This is a genomic window from Plantactinospora sp. WMMC1484 (assembly GCF_049315195.1).
Classification (GTDB): domain Bacteria; phylum Actinomycetota; class Actinomycetes; order Mycobacteriales; family Micromonosporaceae; genus Plantactinospora.
Genome location: NZ_CP186055.1, coordinates 7048868 through 7068944 on the forward strand (window position 1 = coordinate 7048868; position 20077 = coordinate 7068944).

The following is a 20077-nucleotide window of genomic DNA, read 5'->3' on the forward strand; positions in this document are numbered from 1 at the left end:
GACCGGGTCAGGCACCGCCGGCCGCGTCGAGCGCCGTCGTCAGGTCGGCGACCAGGTCGGCGGTGTCCTCGACGCCGCAGGAGAGCCGCACGAAGCCGTCCGGAACGTCGTCGCCCCACTGGGCCCGCCGGTCGGCGCTGGTGTGCAGGCCGCCGAAGGAGGTGGCCGCGAAGACCAGCCGGCTGGCGGTCAGGAACCGCGCCACCCGGTCGGCGTCGCCGAGGTCGAGGGCGACGATGCCGGGCATCCGCCGCATCTGCCGGCTGGCAACGGGGTACGCCGGATCGTCGGCGAGCCCCGGCCAGCGGACGCCGGAGACGTCGGCCCGGTCCCGCAGCGCCGCCGCCACCGCCGCCGCGTTGGCGCTCTGCCGCGACAGCCGCAGGTCCAGTGTGGCCAGTGACCGGTGGGCGAGCCAGGCGTCGAAGGGGCCCGGGACGGCGCCGGTGCTGGTCCGCCAGGCCCGGATCACGTCCAGCAGCCCGGCGGTGCGGCTGGCCACGTAACCGAGGAGCAGGTCCGAGTGCCCGGTCAACGCCTTCGTGCCGGAGGCGACGACCAGGTCGGCACCGAGATCCAGCGGGCGTTGGCCGAGCGGGGTCGCGGCGGTGTTGTCGACCGCGAGCAGCGCGCCGGCGGCGTGTGCCCGGGCCGCCAGGTCGGCGAGATCGCAGACGTCCAGGCCCGGGTTGGCCGGAGTCTCGACCAGCACCAGCCGGACGCCGTCGAACGCCGGGTACGGGCCGGTGGTCGGCACGAAGTCGACCCGTACCCCGATGCTACGCAGCGTCTCGGCGGCGAACGCCCGGACCGGGTAGTAGCCGTCGGTGGGGAGCAGCACGGTGTCCCCGGGCCGGAGCACCGAGAGCAGCACGGCGGTGATCGCGGCCTGCCCGCTGGCGAAGGTGAGACAGCTTCCGCCCTCCAGCTCGCCGATCGCCGCCTCCAGCCCTCGCCGCGTCGGGTTGTCCGACCGGCCGTAGCCGTTCGGGGTCGCCTCCGGCCCGGCCGCCGGATCGAGGTGGTACGGGGCGGCGAAGACCGGCCCGGGAAGGAACGGCTCACCCGGCACCGGCTCCGGCAGCCCGGCGTGCACGCACCGCGTGCCGTCGCCGTACGTCGAGGGGGTCATTCCGGCCTCGGCTTCCGGCTCATCAGGGCCGCCATCGCGGCGCGCGGGTCGGCGCCCTCGTGGCAGACCCGCTCGACCTGCTCGGTGATGGGCATCTCCACCCCGTGCGCCCGGGAGAGGTCCCGGATCGCCAGGCAGCTCTTCACCCCTTCGGCGGTCTGCCGGGTCGCCGTCTGCGCCTGTTCGAGGTTTTCCCCCCGGCCCAGGTGCTCGCCGAAGGTGCGGTTGCGGGAGAACGGGGACGAACAGGTGGCGACCAGGTCACCGAGGCCGGCCAGGCCGGCGAAGGTGAGCGGGTCGGCGCCGAGGGCCACCCCGAGCCGGGCCGTCTCGGCCAGCCCTCTGGTGATCAGAGTCGCCCGGGTGTTGTCGCCCAGCCCCATCGCGGAGGTCATGCCGTAGGCCAGCGCGATCACGTTCTTCACCGCGCCGCCCAGCTCGCAGCCGATCACGTCGTCGTTGGTGTAGGGCCGGAAGTACGGCGTGTTGACCGAGGTCTGCACCAGGGTCGCCCGGTCCGTGTCGGTGCAGGCGACCACGGTGGCGGCCGGTTGCTCGTCGGCGATCTCGGGGGCGAGGTTCGGGCCGGAGACCACCACCACCCGGTCCACCGCCACCCCGGCGGTCTCCACGATCACCTCGCTCATCCGCTTCGTGGTGCCGAGCTCGATCCCCTTCATCAGGGAGACCAGCGTCGAGTCGGGTTCGAGGTGCCGGGCCCACTCGGCGAGGTTGCCGCGCAGCGTCTGCGAGGGCACCGCCAGCACCACCAGGTCGGAGCCGCCGATCGCCTCGGCGGCGTCGGCGGTGGCCCGGACCGCGGCCGGCAGTCGCAGCCGGGGCAGGTAGTCGGGGTTGGTACGGGTGGCGCGGATCGACTCGGCCACCGCCGGCCGGCGGGCCCAGACGACCACGTCCCGCCCGGCGTCGGCGAGCACCTTGGCGAAGGCCGTACCCCAGGAGCCGGCGCCGAGCACAGCGGCGTGCGTCATGCCATGTCCTCCGTGCGCCGCTTCGGCTGGGCCGACCAGAGCGGCGGAGGTGTCTCCGCGCGGATCTCGGCGAGCATGTCCCGGAGCCGCAGCATGATCGCGTCGGTCATCTCGTCGAGCACTGCCCGGGTCGGCGTCGCGCCGGCCCATCGGCTCAGGTCCACCGGCGGACCGGCGACCACGGTCACCGGAGTACGCGGCCGGAGGCTGAACTTCTTCGTCCGCGGGTCGAAGATCCGCTGCGGCCCCCACATCGCGACCGGGACCACCGGGGCGCCGGTGGTCAGCGCGAGCCGGGCGGCGCCGGTCTTGCCGCGCATCGGCCACAACTCGGGTTCCCGGGTGGTGGTGCCCTCCGGATAGATCACCACCGCGCTGCCGGCCCGGATCGCCCGCTCCAGCGTCTCCAGCGACCGGGCCGCGTCCACGGTGCCGCGCTCCACCGGGATCTGCTGGCACTTCAACAGGATCCGGCCGATCACCGGCACCTTGAAGACGCTGGCCTTGCCCAGGTAGCTGGGCCAGCGGCCGGCGTCGTAGATGAAGTGTGCCGAGACCAGCGGGTCGAAGTGGGAGAGGTGGTTCGGCACGACGATGACGCCGCCGGAGGCCGGGAGGTGCTCCATCCCGCTCCAGTCGCGCCGCGTCCAGACCGTCAGCACCGGCTTGACCAACACCACGGCGAACCGTCGCCAGAACCCCAGCCTGCGCCGTGCCACTCTGCCTCCTCATCGTCCCAACCTCCGGCGGGACCCCTCCGGTACGCCGCTCGGGCGTCCGCTCCGGTGGCGAGGGCACGCGCCCGTGCGTACCCCGGTCCCGGCCGCCGCTCCCGGACGCGACGCCGGCGACACGAGGTCGGTTGCCGCCGCCCGCAGCGAAATCATGCCTGCTCGCCCCCGGTACGGCCAGCCAGGGGTCGGGCGGGGTCCGGAAGCGCCACATCCGGCCGGCCGCGCCGGGACGGGATGTACGTCGACGGGGAGGGTCGCAGCTGAACTGGCAGGATTGCCGCGTGGCAGAGCGGAACTGGACCGTGGTGGTGCCGGTCAAGCGCCTCGATGCGGCGAAGAGTCGGCTGCGGGGGGCGCTCGACGGCGTGCCGCACGAGGTGCTCGCCCTCGCGCTGGCCGAGGACACCGCCGAAGCGGTGCTGGCCTGCCGGGCCGTCCGGGAACTGCTGGTGGTGACCGACGACCCGTCGATCGCCCGGAAGCTGGGACGGCTCGGCGCCCGGATCGTGCCGGAACCGCCGACGCCCGGGCTCAATCCCGCGTTCGCCCGGGGCGCCTCGCTGGTCCCCGGGGAGTGGGTGGCGGCGCTCACCGCCGACCTACCGGCGTTGCGGCCCGACGAACTGGCCGAGGCGCTCCGAGCCGCCGAGGCCGGTGAACCGGGGGGCGGGCCGGGGGACGGACCGGCGAGCGTACGGCGGTTTGTCGCGGATGCCACCGGCACCGGCACCGTGCTACTCACCGCCGCTCCCGGCTCGGCCCTGGATCCCCGGTTCGGCCCGCGCTCGGCGGCGGCCCACGCGGCCTCCGGCGCCCGTCCGCTCTCTGCCGCCTGGCCGACGCTGCGCCGGGACGTCGACACCCCGGCGGACCTGCGTGCCGCGACCGCGCTCGGGCTCGGCCGCCACACCGCCGCAGCGACCCGGCGCGCGGCACCGGCCGCTGCGGACCGCTGACCCACCGGAGCCGTTGGCCGCCGGCAATCGGTGTACGGCCGGCGACGGTGTACGGTGCTCGGCATGCAGGGCACCGTGGCCGACTACGATCCGAGCACCCGGACCGGCACCCTGCTGCTCGACGACGGCAGCCGGGTCACCTTTCCCGCGAGCGCGTTCGACGCCTCCGGTCTGCGCCTGCTCCGGCTGGGTCAGCGGGTCCGGCTGGAGCACGACGCCGGCGGCACGCTGGTCCGGATCACGCTGCCGACCTTCCCCTGAGCGGGTCGGTCTTCCCCTGAGCGGGTCGGTCTTCCTCTGAGCGGGTCGGTCAAGTTCATTTTCCGTTAACCGGGCTCGGGCAATGATGGGACCGTGAGCACGCCGCCGTCCCGCCGCCCCCTTTCCGCCCGCCAGCAGCGCTCCCGCGCCACCGAGCGGTCGGCCCCCGATCGTGCATCGGACGGCCCGGACGAGTCACCGCAGACGGGCCGGTCCCGGCGTTCGACGCCGCCCGCGACGCCGGCAACCCGAGCCGACTCCGGTGGCACGCCCCGGACCAACCGTGCCTCCCGCTCTGCCCGGCCGGCCAGCCCCGCCGAACGGGTCGGGGACGTACCGGAGGCCGCGGGCGAAGCCGCACCGAGGGCCGCACCACGCCGGGAGGCACCGCAGGCCGCACGCCGGGAGGCACCGCAGGCCGCAGGCGGAGAGGCACCCGAGCGCGACCCGGCGGCCGAGCCCGACGGCACCGTGGAGCCCGACAGCGCCACGGAGCCGGCACGGGTCGGCACTCTCGACGAGGCGGCCGACTCGGCCCGTGGCGCGGCCGCCGGACCGGACCGGACGGCGTCGACGGGCCTGGCCGACAACCCGCTACGGGGCCGACGCGGCGTGCCGGCCACCGGCCCGGGGAGCGCCGCCCCGGACAGCGGCCTGGCCGCCCGCCCCGGCCCGGACGAGCCCACCCCCGAGCCCTCTGCCGAAGCCACCAGCGAGCCCGCCACCGGGCCCTCGGCCGGGCCAACTGCCGAGCCCGCCGCCGCGCCGCATGCCGAGCCCGCCGCCCGTACGCCGGTCGGGCCGGCCGAACCCCTGCCGCCGGAGCGGTTCCTCAACCGGGAGCTCTCCTGGCTCGACTTCAACGCCCGGGTGCTCGCTCTGGCCGAGGACCCGGACACCCCACTGCTGGAACGGGCCAAGTTCCTCGCCATCTTCGCCAACAACCTCGACGAGTTCTACATGGTCCGGGTCGCCGGGCTGAAGCGCCGGCTCTCGGCCGGGCTGCCGGTGCGCGGCGGCGACCAGATGCCGCTGCAGACCCAGCTCGAACTGGTCTCCGAGCGCGCCGCCGAGCTGGTGGCCCGGCACGCGGCCTGCTTCGTCGACGAGGTGATGCCGAAGCTCGCCGCCGAGGACATCGCGCTGCTGCACTGGGACGAGTTGCCCGCCCCGGAACGACAGCGGCTGCGGACGTACTTCCGGGAGCAGATCTTCCCGGTGCTCACCCCGCTCGCCGTCGATCCGGCGCACCCGTTCCCGTACATCTCCAGCCGGTCGCTGAACCTGGCCGTGGTGGTCCGGGACTCCGACGGCGGATCGGAGCTCTTCGCCCGGGTCAAGGTGCCGAACAACGTACCCCGGTTCGTCCGGGTCGAGCGGGACGCACCCGGCAGCCGCTTCCTGCCGGTGGAGGACCTCATCGCCGCCCACCTCGACCAGCTCTTCTCCGGCATGCAGGTGATGGAGTGCCACCTGTTCCGGGTGACCCGCAACGCCGAGGTGGAGGTCGACGAGGACCGGGACGAGGACCTGCTCCAGGCCCTGGAACGCGAGCTGGCCCGCCGCCGGTTCGGCCCGCCGGTACGCCTGGAGGTCGCCGCCTCCGTCTCCGACCACGTGCTCGACCTGCTGGTCCGGGAACTCGACATGGACAGCCAGGACGTGCTGCGGGTGCCCGGGCTGCTCGACCTGACCGCGCTCTGGCAGGTCTACAACGAGTCCCACCGGTCCGACCTCAAGGATCCGCCCTTCGTGCCGGCCACCCATCCCCGGCTGGCGGAGGGCGAGGTGCCGCGCAGCGTCTTCGCCACCCTCCGCGACGGCGACATCCTGGTGCACCACCCGTACCACTCGTTCTCCACCAGCGTGCAGCGCTTCATCGAGCAGGCCGCCGCCGACCCCAACGTGCTCGCCATCAAGCAGACCCTCTACCGCACCAGCGGCGACTCGCCGATCGTCGACGCGCTGATCGATGCCGCTGCGGCCGGCAAGCAGGTGGTGGTGCTGGTGGAGATCAAGGCCCGCTTCGACGAGGTGGCCAACATCGGCTGGGCCCGGGTGCTGGAGCGGGCCGGCTGCCACGTGGTGTACGGGCTGGTCGGGCTCAAGACGCACTGCAAGACCGCGCTGGTGGTCCGGCAGGAGGGCGGCCAGATCCGGCGGTACTGCCACATCGGCACCGGCAACTACCACCCGAAGACGGCCCGGCTCTACGAGGACTTCGGCATGCTCACCGCCGACCCGGAGATCGGCGCCGACCTGACCGACCTGTTCAACGTGCTCACCGGCTACAGCCGGCAGAGGTCGTTCCGGCGGCTGCTGGTGGCACCGCAGGGTATCCGGCGTGGGCTGATCGAGCGGATCGAGCGGGAGATCGAGCGGGCCCGGCAGGGGGTGCCGGGGCTGGTCCAGTTCAAGGTCAACGCGCTGGTCGACGAGGCGATCGTGGACGCGCTCTACCGGGCGTCCCGGGCCGGGGTCCACGTCGACCTGCTGATCCGCGGGATGTGCACGCTGCGGCCCGGCGTGCCAGGGCTGTCGGAGAACATCCGGGTGCGCTCGATCCTGGGCCGGTTCCTCGAGCACTCCCGGGTGTTCCGGTTCGGTAGCGGGGTCACGGCCGACGGCGACGGCGACGGGCCGGAGGCCGGTGCCGAGTTCTGGATCGGCTCCGCCGACCTGATGCACCGTAACCTCGACCGCCGGGTGGAGGCGCTGGTGCAGGTCACCGATCCGACCGCGCGGGCCGAGCTGGACGAGTTGCTGACCGCCGCGATGAGCCCGGAGGTCGAGGCGTTCGACCTGACCGGGGACGGCGGCTGGATCCGGCGCAGGGGAAGCCTGGAGGCACCGCTGGTGAACCTCCAGGAGGCGCTGCTGCGCCGCTTCTCCGGGGCCGCCAAGTGATCCGCCCGGACTAGGCTGGACCGATGTTGGAGGAGGAGCGGAAATACGACGTCGACCCCGACTTCACCCTGCCCGAGTTCTCCGGCGCGCTGCCGGACGGCGTACGCGTGGTGGAGCTCTCCCCGGTGACGCTCACGGCCACCTACCTCGACACCGCCGACCTACGGCTGGCCCGGGCCGGGGTGTCGCTGCGGCACCGGCGCGGTGACGAGCTGCCCTGGACGGTGAAGCTGCCGGCCGACAGCCCCGGTGTGCGGCACGAGATCTCCCGGCCCGGTCGGCGGAAGTCGCCGCCGGCCGAGCTGACGGCGCTGGTCACCGCATACTCACGGGGCGCGGAGCTGGCGCCCGCCGCAGTGGTCCGGACGGTCCGCCGAGCGTACGAGCTGCGCGACGGCTCCGACCGGCTGCTCGCCGAGATCGCCGACGACGCGGTCTCGGTGCTGGACGGCAAGCGGATCCGCGCGACGTTCCGCGAGATCGAGGTGGAGCGCAAGGAGGGCGACCAGGACCTGCTCGACCGGGTCGAGGCGGCGCTGACCGGTGCCGGCGCCCGGGCCGGCGGGTTCACCCCGAAGCACGTCCGGGCGCTCGGCCCGGCCGCCGACGGCCCACCCGACCTGGTGCCCCCCGGCGAGCTGCCCGAGCCGCCGAGCGCCGGTGACGTGGTGGTCGCCGCGATCCGGCGCGGCATCGGCCGGATCCTCGCGCACGACCCGCTGGTCCGGTTGCGGGCGCCGGTCGGCGACGACGACACCGCCGTACACCAGATGCGGGTCGGCTGCCGGCGGCTCCGCAGCGACCTGCGGACGTTCGGGCCGCTGATCCGCAAGGCGTGGGCCACGCCGCTGCGCGACGAGCTGAAGTGGTTGGCCGGCGTGCTGGGGCAGGCCCGCGACGCCGAGGTGCTGCGGGACCGGCTGCACCAAACGGCCTCCGCCGACCCGCTCAGCCCGCTCGACCCGGAGGCGGTGGGGCGGATCGACCGGGTCCTCGCCGACCGGCACGACGCGGCGCTCGCCGCGGTCGACGAGGCGCTGGGCTCGCCGCGCTATCACGCCCTGGTCGAGTCGCTGGTCGACGCCGCCCGGGCACCCCAGCTGACCGCCCGAGCCGACGAGCCGGCCGCGGAGGTGCTGCCCCGGCTGGTCGCCCGGCCCTGGCACCGGCTCACCGACGGCGACGACGAGGTCGACGGCGCGGCCGATCTGCGCGGGGACGCCCCGGACGAGCGCTGGCACGCGGTCCGGATCAACGGCAAACGGGCCCGCTACGCCGTCGACGCCGTCGCCGGCGTGCTCGGCGGGGACGCGGCGAAGCTGGCCAAGGCGCTGTCGAAGGTGCAGAACCTGCTCGGCGAGCACCAGGACGCGGCGGTCGCCGCGCAGACCTGGCAGTCGATAGCGGAGGAGAACCCGGCCGACCACGCGGTCGCGGTGACCGCCGGCCGGTTGGTGGAGCGGGAACGGGCCGCCACCCGCACCGCCCGCGCCGCCTTCCCCGAGGCGTGGGATCGGGCGAGCCGGGGACGCCGGACGGCATGGCTGGACTGACCCCGGTCCGGGCGGCGGGTGGCGTGGTCTGGCGCCGCTCGGCCGCCGGCGGCGTGCAGGTGTGCCTGGTGCACCGTCCCCGCTACGACGACTGGTCGCTGCCGAAGGGAAAACTGGATCCCGGCGAGCATCCGCTGACCGCTGCGGTACGCGAGGTGGCCGAGGAGGCCGACGTGCACGCGGTGCCGGAGGTGCGCCTGCCGCCCGTGCGTTACCTGATGCGCGACGGCACGCCGAAGACGGTCGAGTACTGGTCGATGCGGGCGGCCGGCAGCGGCGGCTTCCAGCCGGAGACCGAGGTCGACGCCGTACGCTGGCTGCCGCTGCCCGAGGCCGCCCGGCTGGCCAGCTACCCGCACGACGTCCGGGTGCTGGAGGACTTCGCATCGCTGCCACCGGTGAGCGTGGTGCTCGGGATCGTCCGGCACGCCCGTGCTGGCAAGCGGGGCACCTGGTCCGGCCCGGACACCGCCCGCCCGCTGGATGCCACCGGTCGGGCGCAGGCCCGGGATCTGGCCGGCCTGCTCGCGCCGCTCCGCCCCGGCCGGCTGCTCTCGGCGACGCCCCGGCGCTGCGTGCAGACGCTGCAGGCACTGGCCGAACTCCTCGACCTGCCGGTGGAGGCGGATTCCGCGTACGACGAGCCGAGGCCGGGGCAGGACACCGGGGAGAACGCGCTCGCCGCCGCCGGCGCCCTGCTGGAGCTGGCCCGGGCCGGGGTGCCGGCGGTGGTGTGCAGTCAGGGCAAGGTGATCCCGCCGGCGCTGGCCCTGCTGGCGAACCCGGCCGCGGTCCCGGATCAGGGTCCGGGGTCGGTGGAGAGCTTCCGGGCCCGGAAGGGCACCGGCTGGCTGCTCGCCTTTGCCGGCGACCGGCTGGTCGCCGCCAGCCGGCTGGACGGCGGGGACCGGTTCGCCGCCGTAACGGTCTAGCCCCGTGACGGCGGCGCTGCGGCGCGAATCGGCTTGGGGTATCGGGAGACATCCGGTCCGGGGTTTCGAGCCGCTGAGCAGCCCCTGAGCGGCCCCAACACCCACAACGAAGGCAGGGGACGGGACTGCCCCTGGCCGGCGGTGGGCCGGGCAGCCGATGACGGTACGGACAGCCGGCGGTGGGCCGGGCAGTCGATGGCGGGCCGGGCGACGCGAAAGGGCGCCCCCGGACCAGCCGGAGGCGCCCTGCGGTGCAGAGCCGGCTCAGCGCCTGGCGGCCTTCTTGGCCGGAGCCTTCTTGGCGGTCGCCTTCTTGGTCGCCGTGGCGCGGGTCGACGTGCTCTTGGCAGCCGTCGTCTTCTTGGCCGTCGCCGTCTTCTTGGCCGTGGTGGCCTTCTTGGCCGTGGTGGCCTTCTTGGCGCCGGTGGCCTTCTTCGCCGGAGCCGTCTTCTTCGCCGCCGCCTTGGTGGCGGTCTTCTTGGCCGGTGCGGCCTTCGTGGTCGTCGTCTTCTTCGCGGCGGTCGACTTGGCCGTCGTCCCCGTAGCGGTCTTCTTCGCCGCCACGGTGTTCTTCGGGGCCTTGCCGCTGGCCACCATCTCCTTGAATCCGGCGCCCGGCCGGAAGGCCGGAACGGATGTCTTCTTCACCTTCACCGATTCCCCGGTGCGGGGGTTGCGGGCTGTTCGAGCACCGCGCACGCGCTTTTCGAACACCCCGAACCCGGTGATGGCGACCCGGTCCCCCTTGGTGACCGCCGCCTGGACCTCCGCGAGGACCGCGTCGAGCGCCGACGTCGCCGTCTTCCGGTCCCCCAGACGAGCGGCGAGAGCCTCGATGAGCTCGGCCTTGTTCACGACTTCCCTCCCAATGTGCAACTGGACTCAACGCGAGCCATTCTGCGCGCACGGTATGCCCTGTGCCACCGGGACACAAACATCTGCTCGAAAAAACCCATTGTGTCGCAACGGATTCGCCCCCGCCGGGCGAACCGGCGGGGGCGAAAACGGCTGTGCGGACGGCGGTTCGGCCTATGCCACCACGGGCCGGAAGGGGGATCGCCGGGTCTCGTACGCGGTGATGTCGGCCTCGTGCCGCAGGGTCAGTCCAATGTCGTCCAAGCCCTCGATGAGGCGCCAGCGGCTGAAGTCGTCGAGCGGGAAGGACCAGGTTTCGTCCCCGGCCCGGACCTCCCGGGCGGTCAGGTCGACGGTGATCCGCGCGGTCGGGTCGGACTCGACCAGCTCCCACAGAGCTTCGACAGCCTTCAATTCGAGCTCAACCGGAAGGAGCCCTTCCTTGAGAGCGTTCCCCCGGAAGATGTCACCGAAGCGGGGAGAGATGACCGCCCGGAACCCCCAGTCCCGCAGCGCCCAGACGGCGTGCTCCCGGGAGGAGCCCGTACCGAACTCCGGACCGGCCACCAGAATCGATGCGCCGGAATATGAAGAATCGTTGAGTACGAATGCGGGGTCCTCCCGCCAGGCACTGAAGAGGCCGTCGGCGAAGCCCGTCCGGGTCACCCGCTTGAGGTACACGGCCGGGATGATCTGATCCGTATCCACGTTGGACCGGCGCAGCGGGACCGCCGTGCCGGTGTGCACGGTGAACTTGTCCATCTCAGGTCAGCCCCTTCACAGGTCGGCCGGCGCGGCCAGCCGGCCGACCACGGCGGTGGCGGCGGCGACCGGTGGCGAGACCAGGTGGGTGCGCCCGCCCCGGCCCTGCCGGCCCTCGAAGTTACGGTTGGAGGTCGAGGCCGAGCGCTGGCCCGGCTTGAGGGTGTCCGGGTTCATGCCGAGACACATCGAGCAGCCGGCGAACCGCCACTCGGCGCCGGCAGCGGTGAAGACCTTGTCCAGCCCCTCCTGCTCGGCCGCCTCGCGGACCGCCGCCGATCCGGGCACGACCAGCATCCGTACCCCGGTGGCGACCCGGTGGCCGCGCAGCACGTCGGCGGCGGCGCGCAGGTCCTCCAGCCGGCCGTTGGTGCACGAGCCGACGAAGACCACGTCCACCGGGACGTCCCGGAGCGGGGTGCCGGGCTTGAGGTCCATGTATTCCAGGGCCCGCCGGGCGGCGGTCTGCTCGGCGTCGGTGACGAACTCCTCCGGATCCGGCACGGCCGCGTCCAGCGCGGTGCCCTGCCCGGGGTTGGTGCCCCAGGTGACGAACGGGCTGATCCGGCTCGCGTCCAGCACCACCTCGCTGTCGAAGGTCGCGCCCGGGTCGGTGGGCAGGCTCCGCCAGTATTCGACGGCGGCATCCCAGTCGGCGCCCTGCGGGGCGTTCGGCCGGCCCTTGAGGTACGCAAAGGTGGTCTCGTCCGGCGCGATCATGCCGGCCTTGGCGCCCCACTCGATCGACATGTTGGCGATCGTCATCCGCGCCTCCATGGAGAGCCGGCTGATCGCCTCGCCCCGGTATTCGACGATGTGGCCGCGACCGCCGCCGGTGCCGACCTGGGCGATCAGCGCCAGCACCAGGTCCTTGGCGGTTACCCCGGGAGCCAACTCGCCGATCACGGTCACCGCCATGGTCTTCGGGCGGATCTGCGGCAGGGTCTGCGTGGCGAGGACGTGCTCGACCTCACTGGTCCCGATGCCGAAGGCCAGGGCGCCGAACGCGCCGTGGGTGGCCGTGTGCGAGTCGCCACAGACGATCGTCAGGCCCGGCTGGGTCAGCCCGAGCTGGGGGCCGATCACGTGCACGATGCCCTGGTTGTCGTCGCCGAGCGGATGCAGCCGGAGGCCGAACTCGGCGCAGTTGCGACGCAGCGTCTCGATCTGGGTCCGCGAGGTCGGATCGGCGATGGTGAGCAGGTCACCGCGCCGGGACCGGAACGACGGGTCGTCGTAGCCGGTCGGGGTGTTGTGGTCCTCCGTCGCGAGTGTGAGATCGGGCCGGCGGACCTTGCGGTTCGCCATCCGCAGCCCGTCGAAGGCCTGCGGGCTGGTCACCTCGTGCAGCAGGTGCAGGTCGATATAGAGCAGATCCGGCTCACCGTCAGCGGATCGCACCACGTGAGCATCCCAGACCTTCTCGGCCAAGGTCCTCGGCGAGGACGGCTCTGGAGTGACTCCCACCATCTGGACATCCTAAATTCTGGGAGGTAGGTTTCGGCTTGTGGGACACAGTATGAGCGGTGTCGGCGTTCTCGACAAGGCGGTGGTCATCCTGGCCGCCTGCGTCGACGGCGCCAGCCTGGCCGAACTCGTCGATCGCACCAAGCTGCCCCGGGCCACGGCACACCGCCTGGCCCAGGCCCTGGAGATCCATCGAATGCTGGTCCGGGACACCCAGGGACGCTGGCGTCCCGGGCCCCGGCTCGGCGAGCTGGCCAACGCGGCGCCCGACGTACTACTCACCGCGGCCGAGCCGCTGCTTTCCGCACTCCGTGACGCGACCGGCGAGAGTGCCCAACTCTACCTGCGCCGGGCGGACGAGCGGGTCTGCGTCGCCGCCGCCGAGCGGGCCAGCGGGCTGCGCGACACGGTGCCGGTCGGCTCGGTGCTCCCGATGACCGCCGGCTCCGCCGCACAGATCCTGCTGGCCTGGGAACCGCCGGAGGCGGTCATGCCGCTGCTGCCCAGGTGCAAGTTCACCGGCCGTACCCTCGCCGAGGTACGCCGCCGGGGTTGGGCGCAGAGCGTGGCCGAGCGCGAGGTCGGGGTGGCGAGCGTCTCGTCGCCGATCCGCGACCGGACCGGCCGGGTGATCGCCGCGATCAGCATCTCCGGGCCGATCGAACGGCTCGGCCGCCGCCCCGGCGACCGGCACGCGATGGCCGTGGTCCGGGCCGGCCAGCGGCTGAGCGGCCTGTAACCCGGCCCCGGCCCCGTGCCCGGCGGCGCCGGCCGACAGAGACTGCGCCGCTCGGCGGACTGTCGAGCTGCCCCGTCTGTGCGCCCACTCCCGGTGCCCGATCGCCTCGAGAGCGGAAAGGACCAGGTCGCGGGTACCGGAACCCGGACGCCGCCGCGAAGGCCGAGCGAGGGCCGAGCGGGCGCGGACCGCGCCAAGGGCTTCGAGGGCCAGCTCAGGATTTCGGCGACCAGGACCCCTGCTGATGTGCGATGCTCGACATCGGGAACCGGCCCGTGGGCCCGTGGAGCCCAAGGGCCCACCCAAACGGCAGACGACCCGCGCCACCGGAGTGACACGGGCCGTCGATCGTAGCCCCGACCGGATTCGAACCGGCGCTACCGCCTTGAGAGGGCGGCGTCCTAGGCCGCTAGACGACGGGGCCAGGACTTTCCGTTGTTGACCTTGCGATCAACGCCGCTGAACTCTATCAGAGACCAGCTACCGGCGCCCTTGCGGGCTTCGGTTGCTGGGGTACCAGGACTCGAACCTAGACTAACTGAACCAGAATCAGTCGGGCTGCCAATTACCCCATACCCCATCGGTGCTCGTCGCACCGAAAGCGAACTTTACCGGACCCCTCGGTGGAGACCAAATCGGGTCGGCACCCACACCGGCACCTGCCAGCCGCGGCCACACGCCCTCCCCGACCCCTCAGTCGAGGGCCACCACCGGGTTCGACAGCTCGCCGATGCCACCGACGCGCACGGTGACCGTATCCCCGTCGACGATCGGACTAACCCCGGCCGGAGTACCGGTCAGCACCACGTCACCGGGCAGCAGCGTCATCACGTGTGAGATATAGGACACCAGGGTCGCAACGTCGAAAACCATGTCACGGGTCCGGCCGAGCTGGCGTACCTCCATCTCGTCCGGCCCCCGACCCACCTCACAGCGGATCTCGACGTCGCTGACGTCGATCCCGGTCGAGATCCACGGGCCGAGCGGGCAGAACGAGTCGAAGCCCTTGGCCCGGGTCCACTGACCGTCCGAGCGCTGCAGGTCGCGCGCTGTCACGTCATTGGCGCAGGTGTAGCCGAAAATGGCCCGGGCAGCGGCCGCCCGGTCGGCCCGGCGCGCACCGGGCGGGCCGATCACCACGGCCAGCTCCGCCTCGTGCTCGACCTGCTTCGACTGGGCCGGCAGCCGGATGGCGTCACGGGGCCCGATCACCGACGTGGAGGGCTTGAGGAAGAGCAGCGGCTCGGTCGGCACGTCGTTGCCGTGCTCGGCGGCGTGTTCGGCGTAGTTACGGCCGACACAGACCACCTTGCTCGGCAGGATCGGCGAGAGCAACCGGACGTCCGCCAGTGCCCATCGGGCCGTCGTGAACCGGATCTCGCCGAACGGATGGCCCTCGACCTCGGCGACCGTCAACCCTTCGGGGCCGGCCGCCGGGTCGCCTTCGACCACGCCGAACGACATTCCCTTTGCATGAGCGAAACGAGCGATACGCACGCCGCCAATCTATCCCCACCCACGGGCCGGGCCCGCGCCGGAGGCGGCGCACGATACCGCAGCGCTGCGGCCACGGGCAGCGGTTCGATCCTTCCCCACCGGCCTGCCGCCCGACCGGCTTAGCGTCGGGGCGGGAGGACATTCGTGATGCCTGCATCGACCCGACTACGTGCGGCAGGGGCGGTGGTCGCGGGTTGCCTGCTGGCCACCACCGCGCCCGGAGCCCCCGCCCAGGCGGCCACCCCGCCGATCACCGTCGCGATGACCAGTTACGGCGACCCGGCGCCCCGGTACGACATCCGGGTGCGCAACGGCACCGACGGCATGGTACGGACGACCGTGCGGCAGGAGCTGCCGCCCGGGGCCACCCCCTTCATGATCAGTCAGGGCGGTGCGGCCACCCCGCCCGGCACCCTGCCGGGCCAGGTCGGCACCGAGGTGGTCTGGCAGGTCCAGCTCGGCGCCCGCAGCGCCGCGCTGCTCAGCAGCACGCTCGTACCACCGACGAGCGGGGTCGACGTCACCGCGCCGGCCTGCGCCTTCGTCGCGGGCGGCGCCGTGCCGTACGACTGCGCCACCACGACCTGGGTGCGTGGGAAGGGCGGCGCGGGTGGGGGTGACTCGGTGCAGGCCGGGGCGGGGGCCGCGCCGCCCTGGTGGCGGCGCGGCACGCTGCTGGGTACCGCCATCGCGGCACTGACGCTGCTCCTCGCGGGTGGCGGTGCCCTCTGGTGGCGCCGGCGGCGGCGCCGGCGGATCGCCGACCAGGTCAACGCGGCACCGCCGGGGCGCGCCGAGAAGCGGGCCGCCCGGCGTGCCGCGAAGCGGCGTGCGGCGCAGGAGCGCGCCGTCGAGCGGCAGACCGCGGCGGCGGCCCGGCGGGTCCGCAGGTCCGGAAGTCCGATCGCGCGTGCTCGGGCCCGGGTGCGCGGCGACCACAAGATCCCTGCGCCCGAGAGCGTACGCCTGGCCACCGGGCATCCCAGGATCGGCAGCGCGGCCGAGCCGGCCCTCACCACCGTGGCCGAGCGTGCCCCCGAGAGGGTCGACGGTGACGCGGTCACCCACGACGGCGTGGTGGCCGACGGCGCGGTCGTCGACGACGGCGGTCTGCTGCGCGACGGTGGCCTGGCCAGGACCGACGAAGGGGTCGAGGACGGTGGCCTGGTCGGCATCGCGGGCGGCGCCCGGTACGTCGGCCGGGCGCCCATCCCGCCCCGCTCCCCCGTGCCGGATCCCGACGCGCCTGCCGGACCCGGGCCCGAGGCCGCCGAGCCCGCCGAGCCGCCGGAGCCGGGTGCCGAGGAACTCGCCCCGGTGGTGGGGCGGGCCCGGCCCACACCGCACCCCGCCACCACCTATCGACCACCGCGGCGGCGTCCCAGGCCCCCGGCGTGGGCGGCGGTCGGCACCGCCGCCCTGCTCGCCGTGGCGCTGGCCGCCCTCACCGCCTGGACCGGCTCCAGCCAGGTGAGCGCGATCAACGGCGACCGGCAGCCGTCGAGCGGGGCGTGGGTGGGTAGGACCGTGGCCGGACCGGTCGGCACCAGCCTGCGGGAGAGCGCCTTCGAGTTCACCGTCTACCGGCTGGCCTGCCCGCCCGCGCCCGGCGGCTGCCAGGCGATCGTCGGACTACGCAACCTGACCGACCGGAGCCAGCAGTGGCACGGCACGCTGCAGCGGGCGTACCTGCCGAACGGGGACTGGGTCGGTGCCGACGTGCCGGCGACCCAGATCGCCAACGCCGGCAAGGACCCGTTCGCCGACCCGGTCCCGGCCGGCGAACGGGTGGTCACACCGCTGGTCTTCGCCCCGACGGGCGGGGCGGCACCGACCCGGATCGAGCTGCGCAGTGCCGTCTTCTCGGCCGGGGTGAGCGTGGACGTGCCGCACTGACCCGCCCCGGCGCCGCCGTACCCTGGAGCGGTGACCGCCGCTCTCGCGCGTACCGCCGTGCTCGACGCGGCGGACTGGCGTGCCCGGCGGCGGGCCCACGAGCGGCGGGTGGACGCCTGGCTGGCGCCGCACCTGGCCCGGCGCGGCACCGGCGAGCGGCACCCGGTGGAGGACTTCCTCTTCACCTACTACTCGCACCGGCCGGCCCAGTTGCGGCGCTGGCATCCGGGTGCGGGCGTCGTGCTGCGGGACGCCGACCCGGCCGAGTTCGGTGCTGACTACCGCGCCGGCTCCGCCGGCCTCACCCTCGACACCTCGGCGGTACGGCAACGGCGCGGCGACTCCGTCGAGTGGATCCGCACCCTGCTGGCCCGCACCGCGAGCCGGCCCGGCCAGTTCGGCTGCTTCGGGATGCACGAGTGGGCGATGGTCTACCGGCAGACCCAGGCGGAGGTACGCCACGACGCCTGGCCGCTGCGGCTCTCTCCCGAGCAGACCGCCCGGGTGGTGGAGGGCAACCGGATCCGGTGCAGCCACTTCGACGCGTACCGCTTCTTCACCGCGCCGGCCCGGCCGCTGAACCTGCTCACCCCGAGCCGGGAGACCCAGCACGAGAACGAACAGCCGGGGTGTCTGCACGCCAACATGGACCTCTACAAGTGGGCGTACAAGCTCTCCCCACTGGTGCCGAGCGAGCTGGTCGCCGACGCCTTCGCCCTGGCCCGGGAGATCCGCACCCTGGACATGCGGGCCAGCCCGTACGACCTGACCGCGCTCGGCCATCCGCCGGTGCGGGTGGAGACTCCCGAGGGCCGGGCCGAGTACGCCGCCGCACAGCGCGGTTTCGCGGATCGGGCCGCTCCGCTGCGGGCCCGGCTGCTCGCGGCAGCCGGGGACGGCTGACAGAAACCCGGAGGCGCCACCTCGCGGCCGGCGGATAGCCTGGCCCGGTGGATCTCGCCGGGGCGCAGCAACTGTGGAGGCCCGAGCCGGGCTGGCTGAACACCGCGAGCTACGGGCTCCCGCCGGATCCGGCCTGGGAGGCGCTCCAGGCCGCCCTGGCGCAGTGGCGGGCCGGGACTACCTCCTGGGAGGGGTGGGACGCCTCCACCGGGCGGTCCCGGGCCGCCTTCGCCGAGCTGGTCGGCGTGCCGGTGGCGGACGTGACCGTCGGCGCGACCGTCTCCCAACTGCTCGCGCCGGTCGGGGCGGCGCTGCCGGGCGGAGCCACCGTGCTGGTGCCGGAGGTGGAGTTCACCTCCAACCTCTTCCCCTGGCTGGTGCACGCCGAGCGCGGGGTACGGGTCCGCACCGTCCCGCTGGACGGGCTGGTCGAGGCGATCGACGCCGGCACCGACCTCGTCGCGTTCAGCCTGGTCCAGTCGGCGGACGGCACCATCGCCCGGTACGACGACATCCTCGCCGCCGCGCGGGCGCACGACGCGCTGGTGGTGGTCGACGCCACCCAGGGCTGCGGTTGGCTGCCGTTCGACGCGGGCCGGGCGGACGTGGTCGCGGTCGGCGCGTACAAGTGGCTGATGGCGCCGCGCGGCGCCGCCTTCGGCTACCTGAGCCCGCGGATCCGCGACCGGTTCACTCCGCTCGCCGCGAACTGGTATGCCGGCTCCGACCCGCACGCCTCCTACTATGGCCCGCCGCTACGCCTCGCCGAGGACGCCCGCCGGTTCGACATCTCCCCCGCCTGGTTCTGTTTCGTCGGTGCCGCCCCGGCCATGGAACTGCTGGCCGAGGTGGGACTGCCGGCGATCCGGGAGCACAACGTCCGGTTGGCGAACCGGTTTCTGACCGGCCTGGGCCGGCCGGCCGGGGAGAGCGCGATCGTCACCGTCGACGTGCCGGGCGCGGCGGAGAAGCTGGCGGCGGCCGGCGTGCGGGCTGCGGTCCGGGCCGGTCGGGTACGCGCCTCGTTCCACCTCTACTCCACCGAGCACGACGTCGACCTGGCGCTCACCGCGCTGTCGGCGTGACCAGGCGCTCACCGCGCTGTCGGCGTGACCAGGCGCCCGTCACTCCTCGTCGCGTCGCCGCATCTGTTTGAGCTGTCCCCGGCGCTTCTTCTCGGAGAGCCGCCGCTCCTTCGCCGCCCGGCTCGGTTTGGTCGCCCGCCTCGGCGGCGCGGGTGGCGCGACCGCGTCGGCCAGCAACGCGACGAGTCGGGCCTGGGCCGCCTCCCGGTTGCGCAGTTGGGCGCGGTGCTCCGACGCCGAGACCGTCAGTACCCCGTCGGAGAGACGTCCGGCCAGCCGCTCCACCGCCCGGGCCCTGAGCCGCTCCGGGAGCGCCGACGAGCGGGCCACGTCGAAGGAGAGTTCGGCCCGGGAGTCGGTGGTGTTCACGCCCTGCCCGCCCGGCCCGCTGGACCGGGAGAACCGCCAGTGCAGTTCCGTCTCCGGGATGACGAGTCCGGGTCGGATGGTCAGGGGTGCCATGTCGTCAACCGTACGGGCTCAGCCGCCCTTGCCGATGATGGTGTCCGCGGTCTGCTGCGCCTGTTCGATCGGGATGGCGAAGCCGATCCCGATCGAACCGTTACCGTCGATGGTGGCGATCGCGGTGTTCACCCCGACCACCTCACCACGGGCGTTGACCAGTGGACCACCCGAGTTGCCCGGATTGATCGAGGCATCGGTCTGCACCGCGCTGTGCCGGTTCTCGCCGAGCTTCACCTGGCGGTCCAGCGCGCTGACGATCCCGGCGGTGACCGTGCCGGAGAGTCCCAGGGGCGAGCCGACCGCGAGCACCGGCTCGCCCACCCGGGTGGCACCGGGCCTGGCCAGCGGCAGCGCCGTCAGGCCGGCCGACGGCGGCACCCGAAGCACCGCGATGTCGCTGCTCGGGTCGCGGCCGACCACCCGGGCCGGATACTGCCGGCCGTCCGAGGTCTCCACCATGACCGCGCCGCCGGGATCACCGCCACCGCCGCGGGCCACGATGTGGTCGTTGGTGACGATGTGCTGGAGGTCGTCGAGGGCGAACCCGGAACCGCCGGCCGACTTGCCGTCCCCGGCCACCATTACCGAGACCACCCCGGGCACGACCTGGGCGGCGGCGGCCACCAGGTCGGCCGGCACGGCGGCCTGCGCCGCGTTGCCCCGCTCCGCCGACGTCTCCTGGCTGGCCACCCAGCCGCCGGCCAGGCCGCCGGAGCCGATGGAGAGCGCCATCACCGCCAGCGCGGCGAGCAGCGCCCGTCGCCGCCGGCTCGCCAGGTCGGCCGCGGGCACCTCACCGGGTACGCCCGGGACCCCGCGCCCGTCCGGTGGGAGGTCCGGCGAGACGAACCATGGGCCGCGCGGTTCGCCGAGCCCGGTCTGGGTTGCCATAGCTCACTCCTCGTCACTCCGTCGTCGGGTCAGGTCGGATCGGATCGGGC

The 20077-nt window shown here is 73.8% G+C and carries 18 protein-coding genes and 2 tRNA genes; 9 read left to right on the forward strand and 11 right to left on the reverse strand.

The annotated features are described in order from the left end of the window. Window positions 1-7 precede the first annotated feature (7 nt). From ACN28C_RS30330 to ACN28C_RS30340, 3 genes are read right to left on the reverse strand one after another with little or no spacing between them, the layout of a single operon-like run. Window positions 8-1132 (reverse strand): cystathionine gamma-lyase, encoded by a 1125-nt coding sequence (locus tag ACN28C_RS30330; RefSeq protein WP_422770907.1) that lies wholly within the window; start codon window positions 1130-1132, stop codon window positions 8-10. Beyond that, window positions 1129-2124: an NAD(P)H-dependent glycerol-3-phosphate dehydrogenase gene (locus ACN28C_RS30335; RefSeq protein ID WP_422770908.1), complete on the reverse strand. Its 996-nt coding sequence runs from the start codon at window positions 2122-2124 to the stop codon at window positions 1129-1131. The genes ACN28C_RS30330 and ACN28C_RS30335 overlap by 4 nt, the downstream gene beginning before the upstream one ends. Further along, the gene (locus tag ACN28C_RS30340; protein ID WP_422770909.1) at window positions 2121-2843 is read right to left on the reverse strand and encodes a lysophospholipid acyltransferase family protein; all 723 of its coding nucleotides are present in this window, start codon (window positions 2841-2843) and stop codon (window positions 2121-2123) included. The genes ACN28C_RS30335 and ACN28C_RS30340 overlap by 4 nt, the downstream gene beginning before the upstream one ends. Window positions 2844-3139: 296 nt before the next feature. On the opposite strand from ACN28C_RS30340, the gene cofC reads away from it, so the two are divergent. The 5 genes from cofC to ACN28C_RS30365 all read left to right on the forward strand — a co-directional run bounded on the left by cofC (window position 3140) and on the right by ACN28C_RS30365 (window position 9467). After that, complete coding sequence (gene cofC / locus ACN28C_RS30345) at window positions 3140-3814, forward strand: 2-phospho-L-lactate guanylyltransferase (RefSeq protein WP_422770910.1); 675 nt, start codon at window positions 3140-3142, stop codon at window positions 3812-3814. Between the two features lie 63 nt (window positions 3815-3877). Next, window positions 3878-4075 carry a cold-shock protein gene (locus ACN28C_RS30350; protein ID WP_422770911.1) on the forward strand — a complete coding sequence of 66 codons (198 nt, stop codon included), beginning with the start codon at window positions 3878-3880 and terminating at the stop codon, window positions 4073-4075. A 471-nt stretch (window positions 4076-4546) separates the two neighbouring features. Beyond that, on the forward strand, window positions 4547-6982 hold the full coding sequence (locus ACN28C_RS30355; protein ID WP_422774869.1) for an RNA degradosome polyphosphate kinase: 2436 nt from the start codon (window positions 4547-4549) through the stop codon (window positions 6980-6982). A 23-nt stretch (window positions 6983-7005) separates the two neighbouring features. Next, window positions 7006-8535, forward strand: coding sequence for a CHAD domain-containing protein (locus ACN28C_RS30360; RefSeq protein ID WP_422770912.1), 1530 nt, complete (start codon window positions 7006-7008; stop codon window positions 8533-8535). Beyond that, window positions 8523-9467, forward strand: coding sequence for an NUDIX hydrolase (locus tag ACN28C_RS30365; protein ID WP_422770913.1), 945 nt, complete (start codon window positions 8523-8525; stop codon window positions 9465-9467). Before ACN28C_RS30360 ends, ACN28C_RS30365 begins: the two co-directional genes overlap by 13 nt. A 264-nt stretch (window positions 9468-9731) precedes the next feature. On the opposite strand, the gene ACN28C_RS30370 is transcribed toward ACN28C_RS30365, so the two are convergent. The 3 genes from ACN28C_RS30370 to leuC form a co-directional block, all read right to left on the reverse strand. Next, the gene (locus ACN28C_RS30370; protein WP_422770914.1) at window positions 9732-10322 is read right to left on the reverse strand and encodes an HU family DNA-binding protein; all 591 of its coding nucleotides are present in this window, start codon (window positions 10320-10322) and stop codon (window positions 9732-9734) included. Window positions 10323-10496: 174 nt separating this feature from the next. Next, window positions 10497-11084, reverse strand: a complete 588-nt coding sequence (leuD, locus tag ACN28C_RS30375) for a 3-isopropylmalate dehydratase small subunit (protein ID WP_422770915.1) — start codon at window positions 11082-11084, stop codon at window positions 10497-10499. 15 nt (window positions 11085-11099) lie between these two features. Continuing rightward, on the reverse strand, window positions 11100-12554 hold the full coding sequence (leuC, locus tag ACN28C_RS30380; protein WP_422770916.1) for a 3-isopropylmalate dehydratase large subunit: 1455 nt from the start codon (window positions 12552-12554) through the stop codon (window positions 11100-11102). A 49-nt stretch (window positions 12555-12603) separates the two neighbouring features. On the opposite strand from leuC, the gene ACN28C_RS30385 reads away from it, so the two are divergent. Next, window positions 12604-13290: an IclR family transcriptional regulator gene (locus ACN28C_RS30385; RefSeq protein ID WP_422770917.1), complete on the forward strand. Its 687-nt coding sequence runs from the start codon at window positions 12604-12606 to the stop codon at window positions 13288-13290. Window positions 13291-13641: 351 nt separating this feature from the next. Here ACN28C_RS30385 and ACN28C_RS30390 read toward each other — a convergent pair. The 3 genes from ACN28C_RS30390 to ACN28C_RS30400 all read right to left on the reverse strand — a co-directional run bounded on the left by ACN28C_RS30390 (window position 13642) and on the right by ACN28C_RS30400 (window position 14787). Further along, a tRNA-Glu gene (locus ACN28C_RS30390) sits at window positions 13642-13714 on the reverse strand. Window positions 13715-13798: 84 nt separating this feature from the next. Beyond that, window positions 13799-13870, reverse strand: a tRNA-Gln gene (locus ACN28C_RS30395). A 113-nt stretch (window positions 13871-13983) separates the two neighbouring features. Then, a complete protein-coding gene (locus tag ACN28C_RS30400; protein ID WP_422770918.1) occupies window positions 13984-14787 on the reverse strand; it encodes a fumarylacetoacetate hydrolase family protein in 804 nt (267 codons plus the stop codon). A 147-nt stretch (window positions 14788-14934) separates the two neighbouring features. Between ACN28C_RS30400 and ACN28C_RS30405 the strand changes: the two genes are divergently transcribed. The 3 genes from ACN28C_RS30405 to ACN28C_RS30415 are packed head-to-tail and all read left to right on the forward strand — an operon-like array spanning window position 14935 to window position 18671. Continuing rightward, window positions 14935-16683 carry a hypothetical protein gene (locus ACN28C_RS30405; RefSeq protein ID WP_422770919.1) on the forward strand — a complete coding sequence of 583 codons (1749 nt, stop codon included), beginning with the start codon at window positions 14935-14937 and terminating at the stop codon, window positions 16681-16683. 30 nt (window positions 16684-16713) lie between these two features. Then, the gene (locus ACN28C_RS30410) at window positions 16714-17586 is read left to right on the forward strand and encodes a 3-methyladenine DNA glycosylase (protein ID WP_422770920.1); all 873 of its coding nucleotides are present in this window, start codon (window positions 16714-16716) and stop codon (window positions 17584-17586) included. Window positions 17587-17633: 47 nt separating this feature from the next. Continuing rightward, a complete protein-coding gene (locus tag ACN28C_RS30415) occupies window positions 17634-18671 on the forward strand; it encodes an aminotransferase class V-fold PLP-dependent enzyme (RefSeq protein ID WP_422770921.1) in 1038 nt (345 codons plus the stop codon). Window positions 18672-18710: 39 nt separating this feature from the next. On the opposite strand, the gene arfB is transcribed toward ACN28C_RS30415, so the two are convergent. Both arfB and ACN28C_RS30425 read right to left on the reverse strand, forming a co-directional pair. Next, window positions 18711-19133, reverse strand: a complete 423-nt coding sequence (arfB, locus tag ACN28C_RS30420) for an alternative ribosome rescue aminoacyl-tRNA hydrolase ArfB (RefSeq protein WP_422770922.1) — start codon at window positions 19131-19133, stop codon at window positions 18711-18713. An 18-nt stretch (window positions 19134-19151) separates the two neighbouring features. Continuing rightward, window positions 19152-20027: a S1C family serine protease gene (locus tag ACN28C_RS30425; RefSeq protein WP_422770923.1), complete on the reverse strand. Its 876-nt coding sequence runs from the start codon at window positions 20025-20027 to the stop codon at window positions 19152-19154. Window positions 20028-20077: the final 50 nt, after the last annotated feature.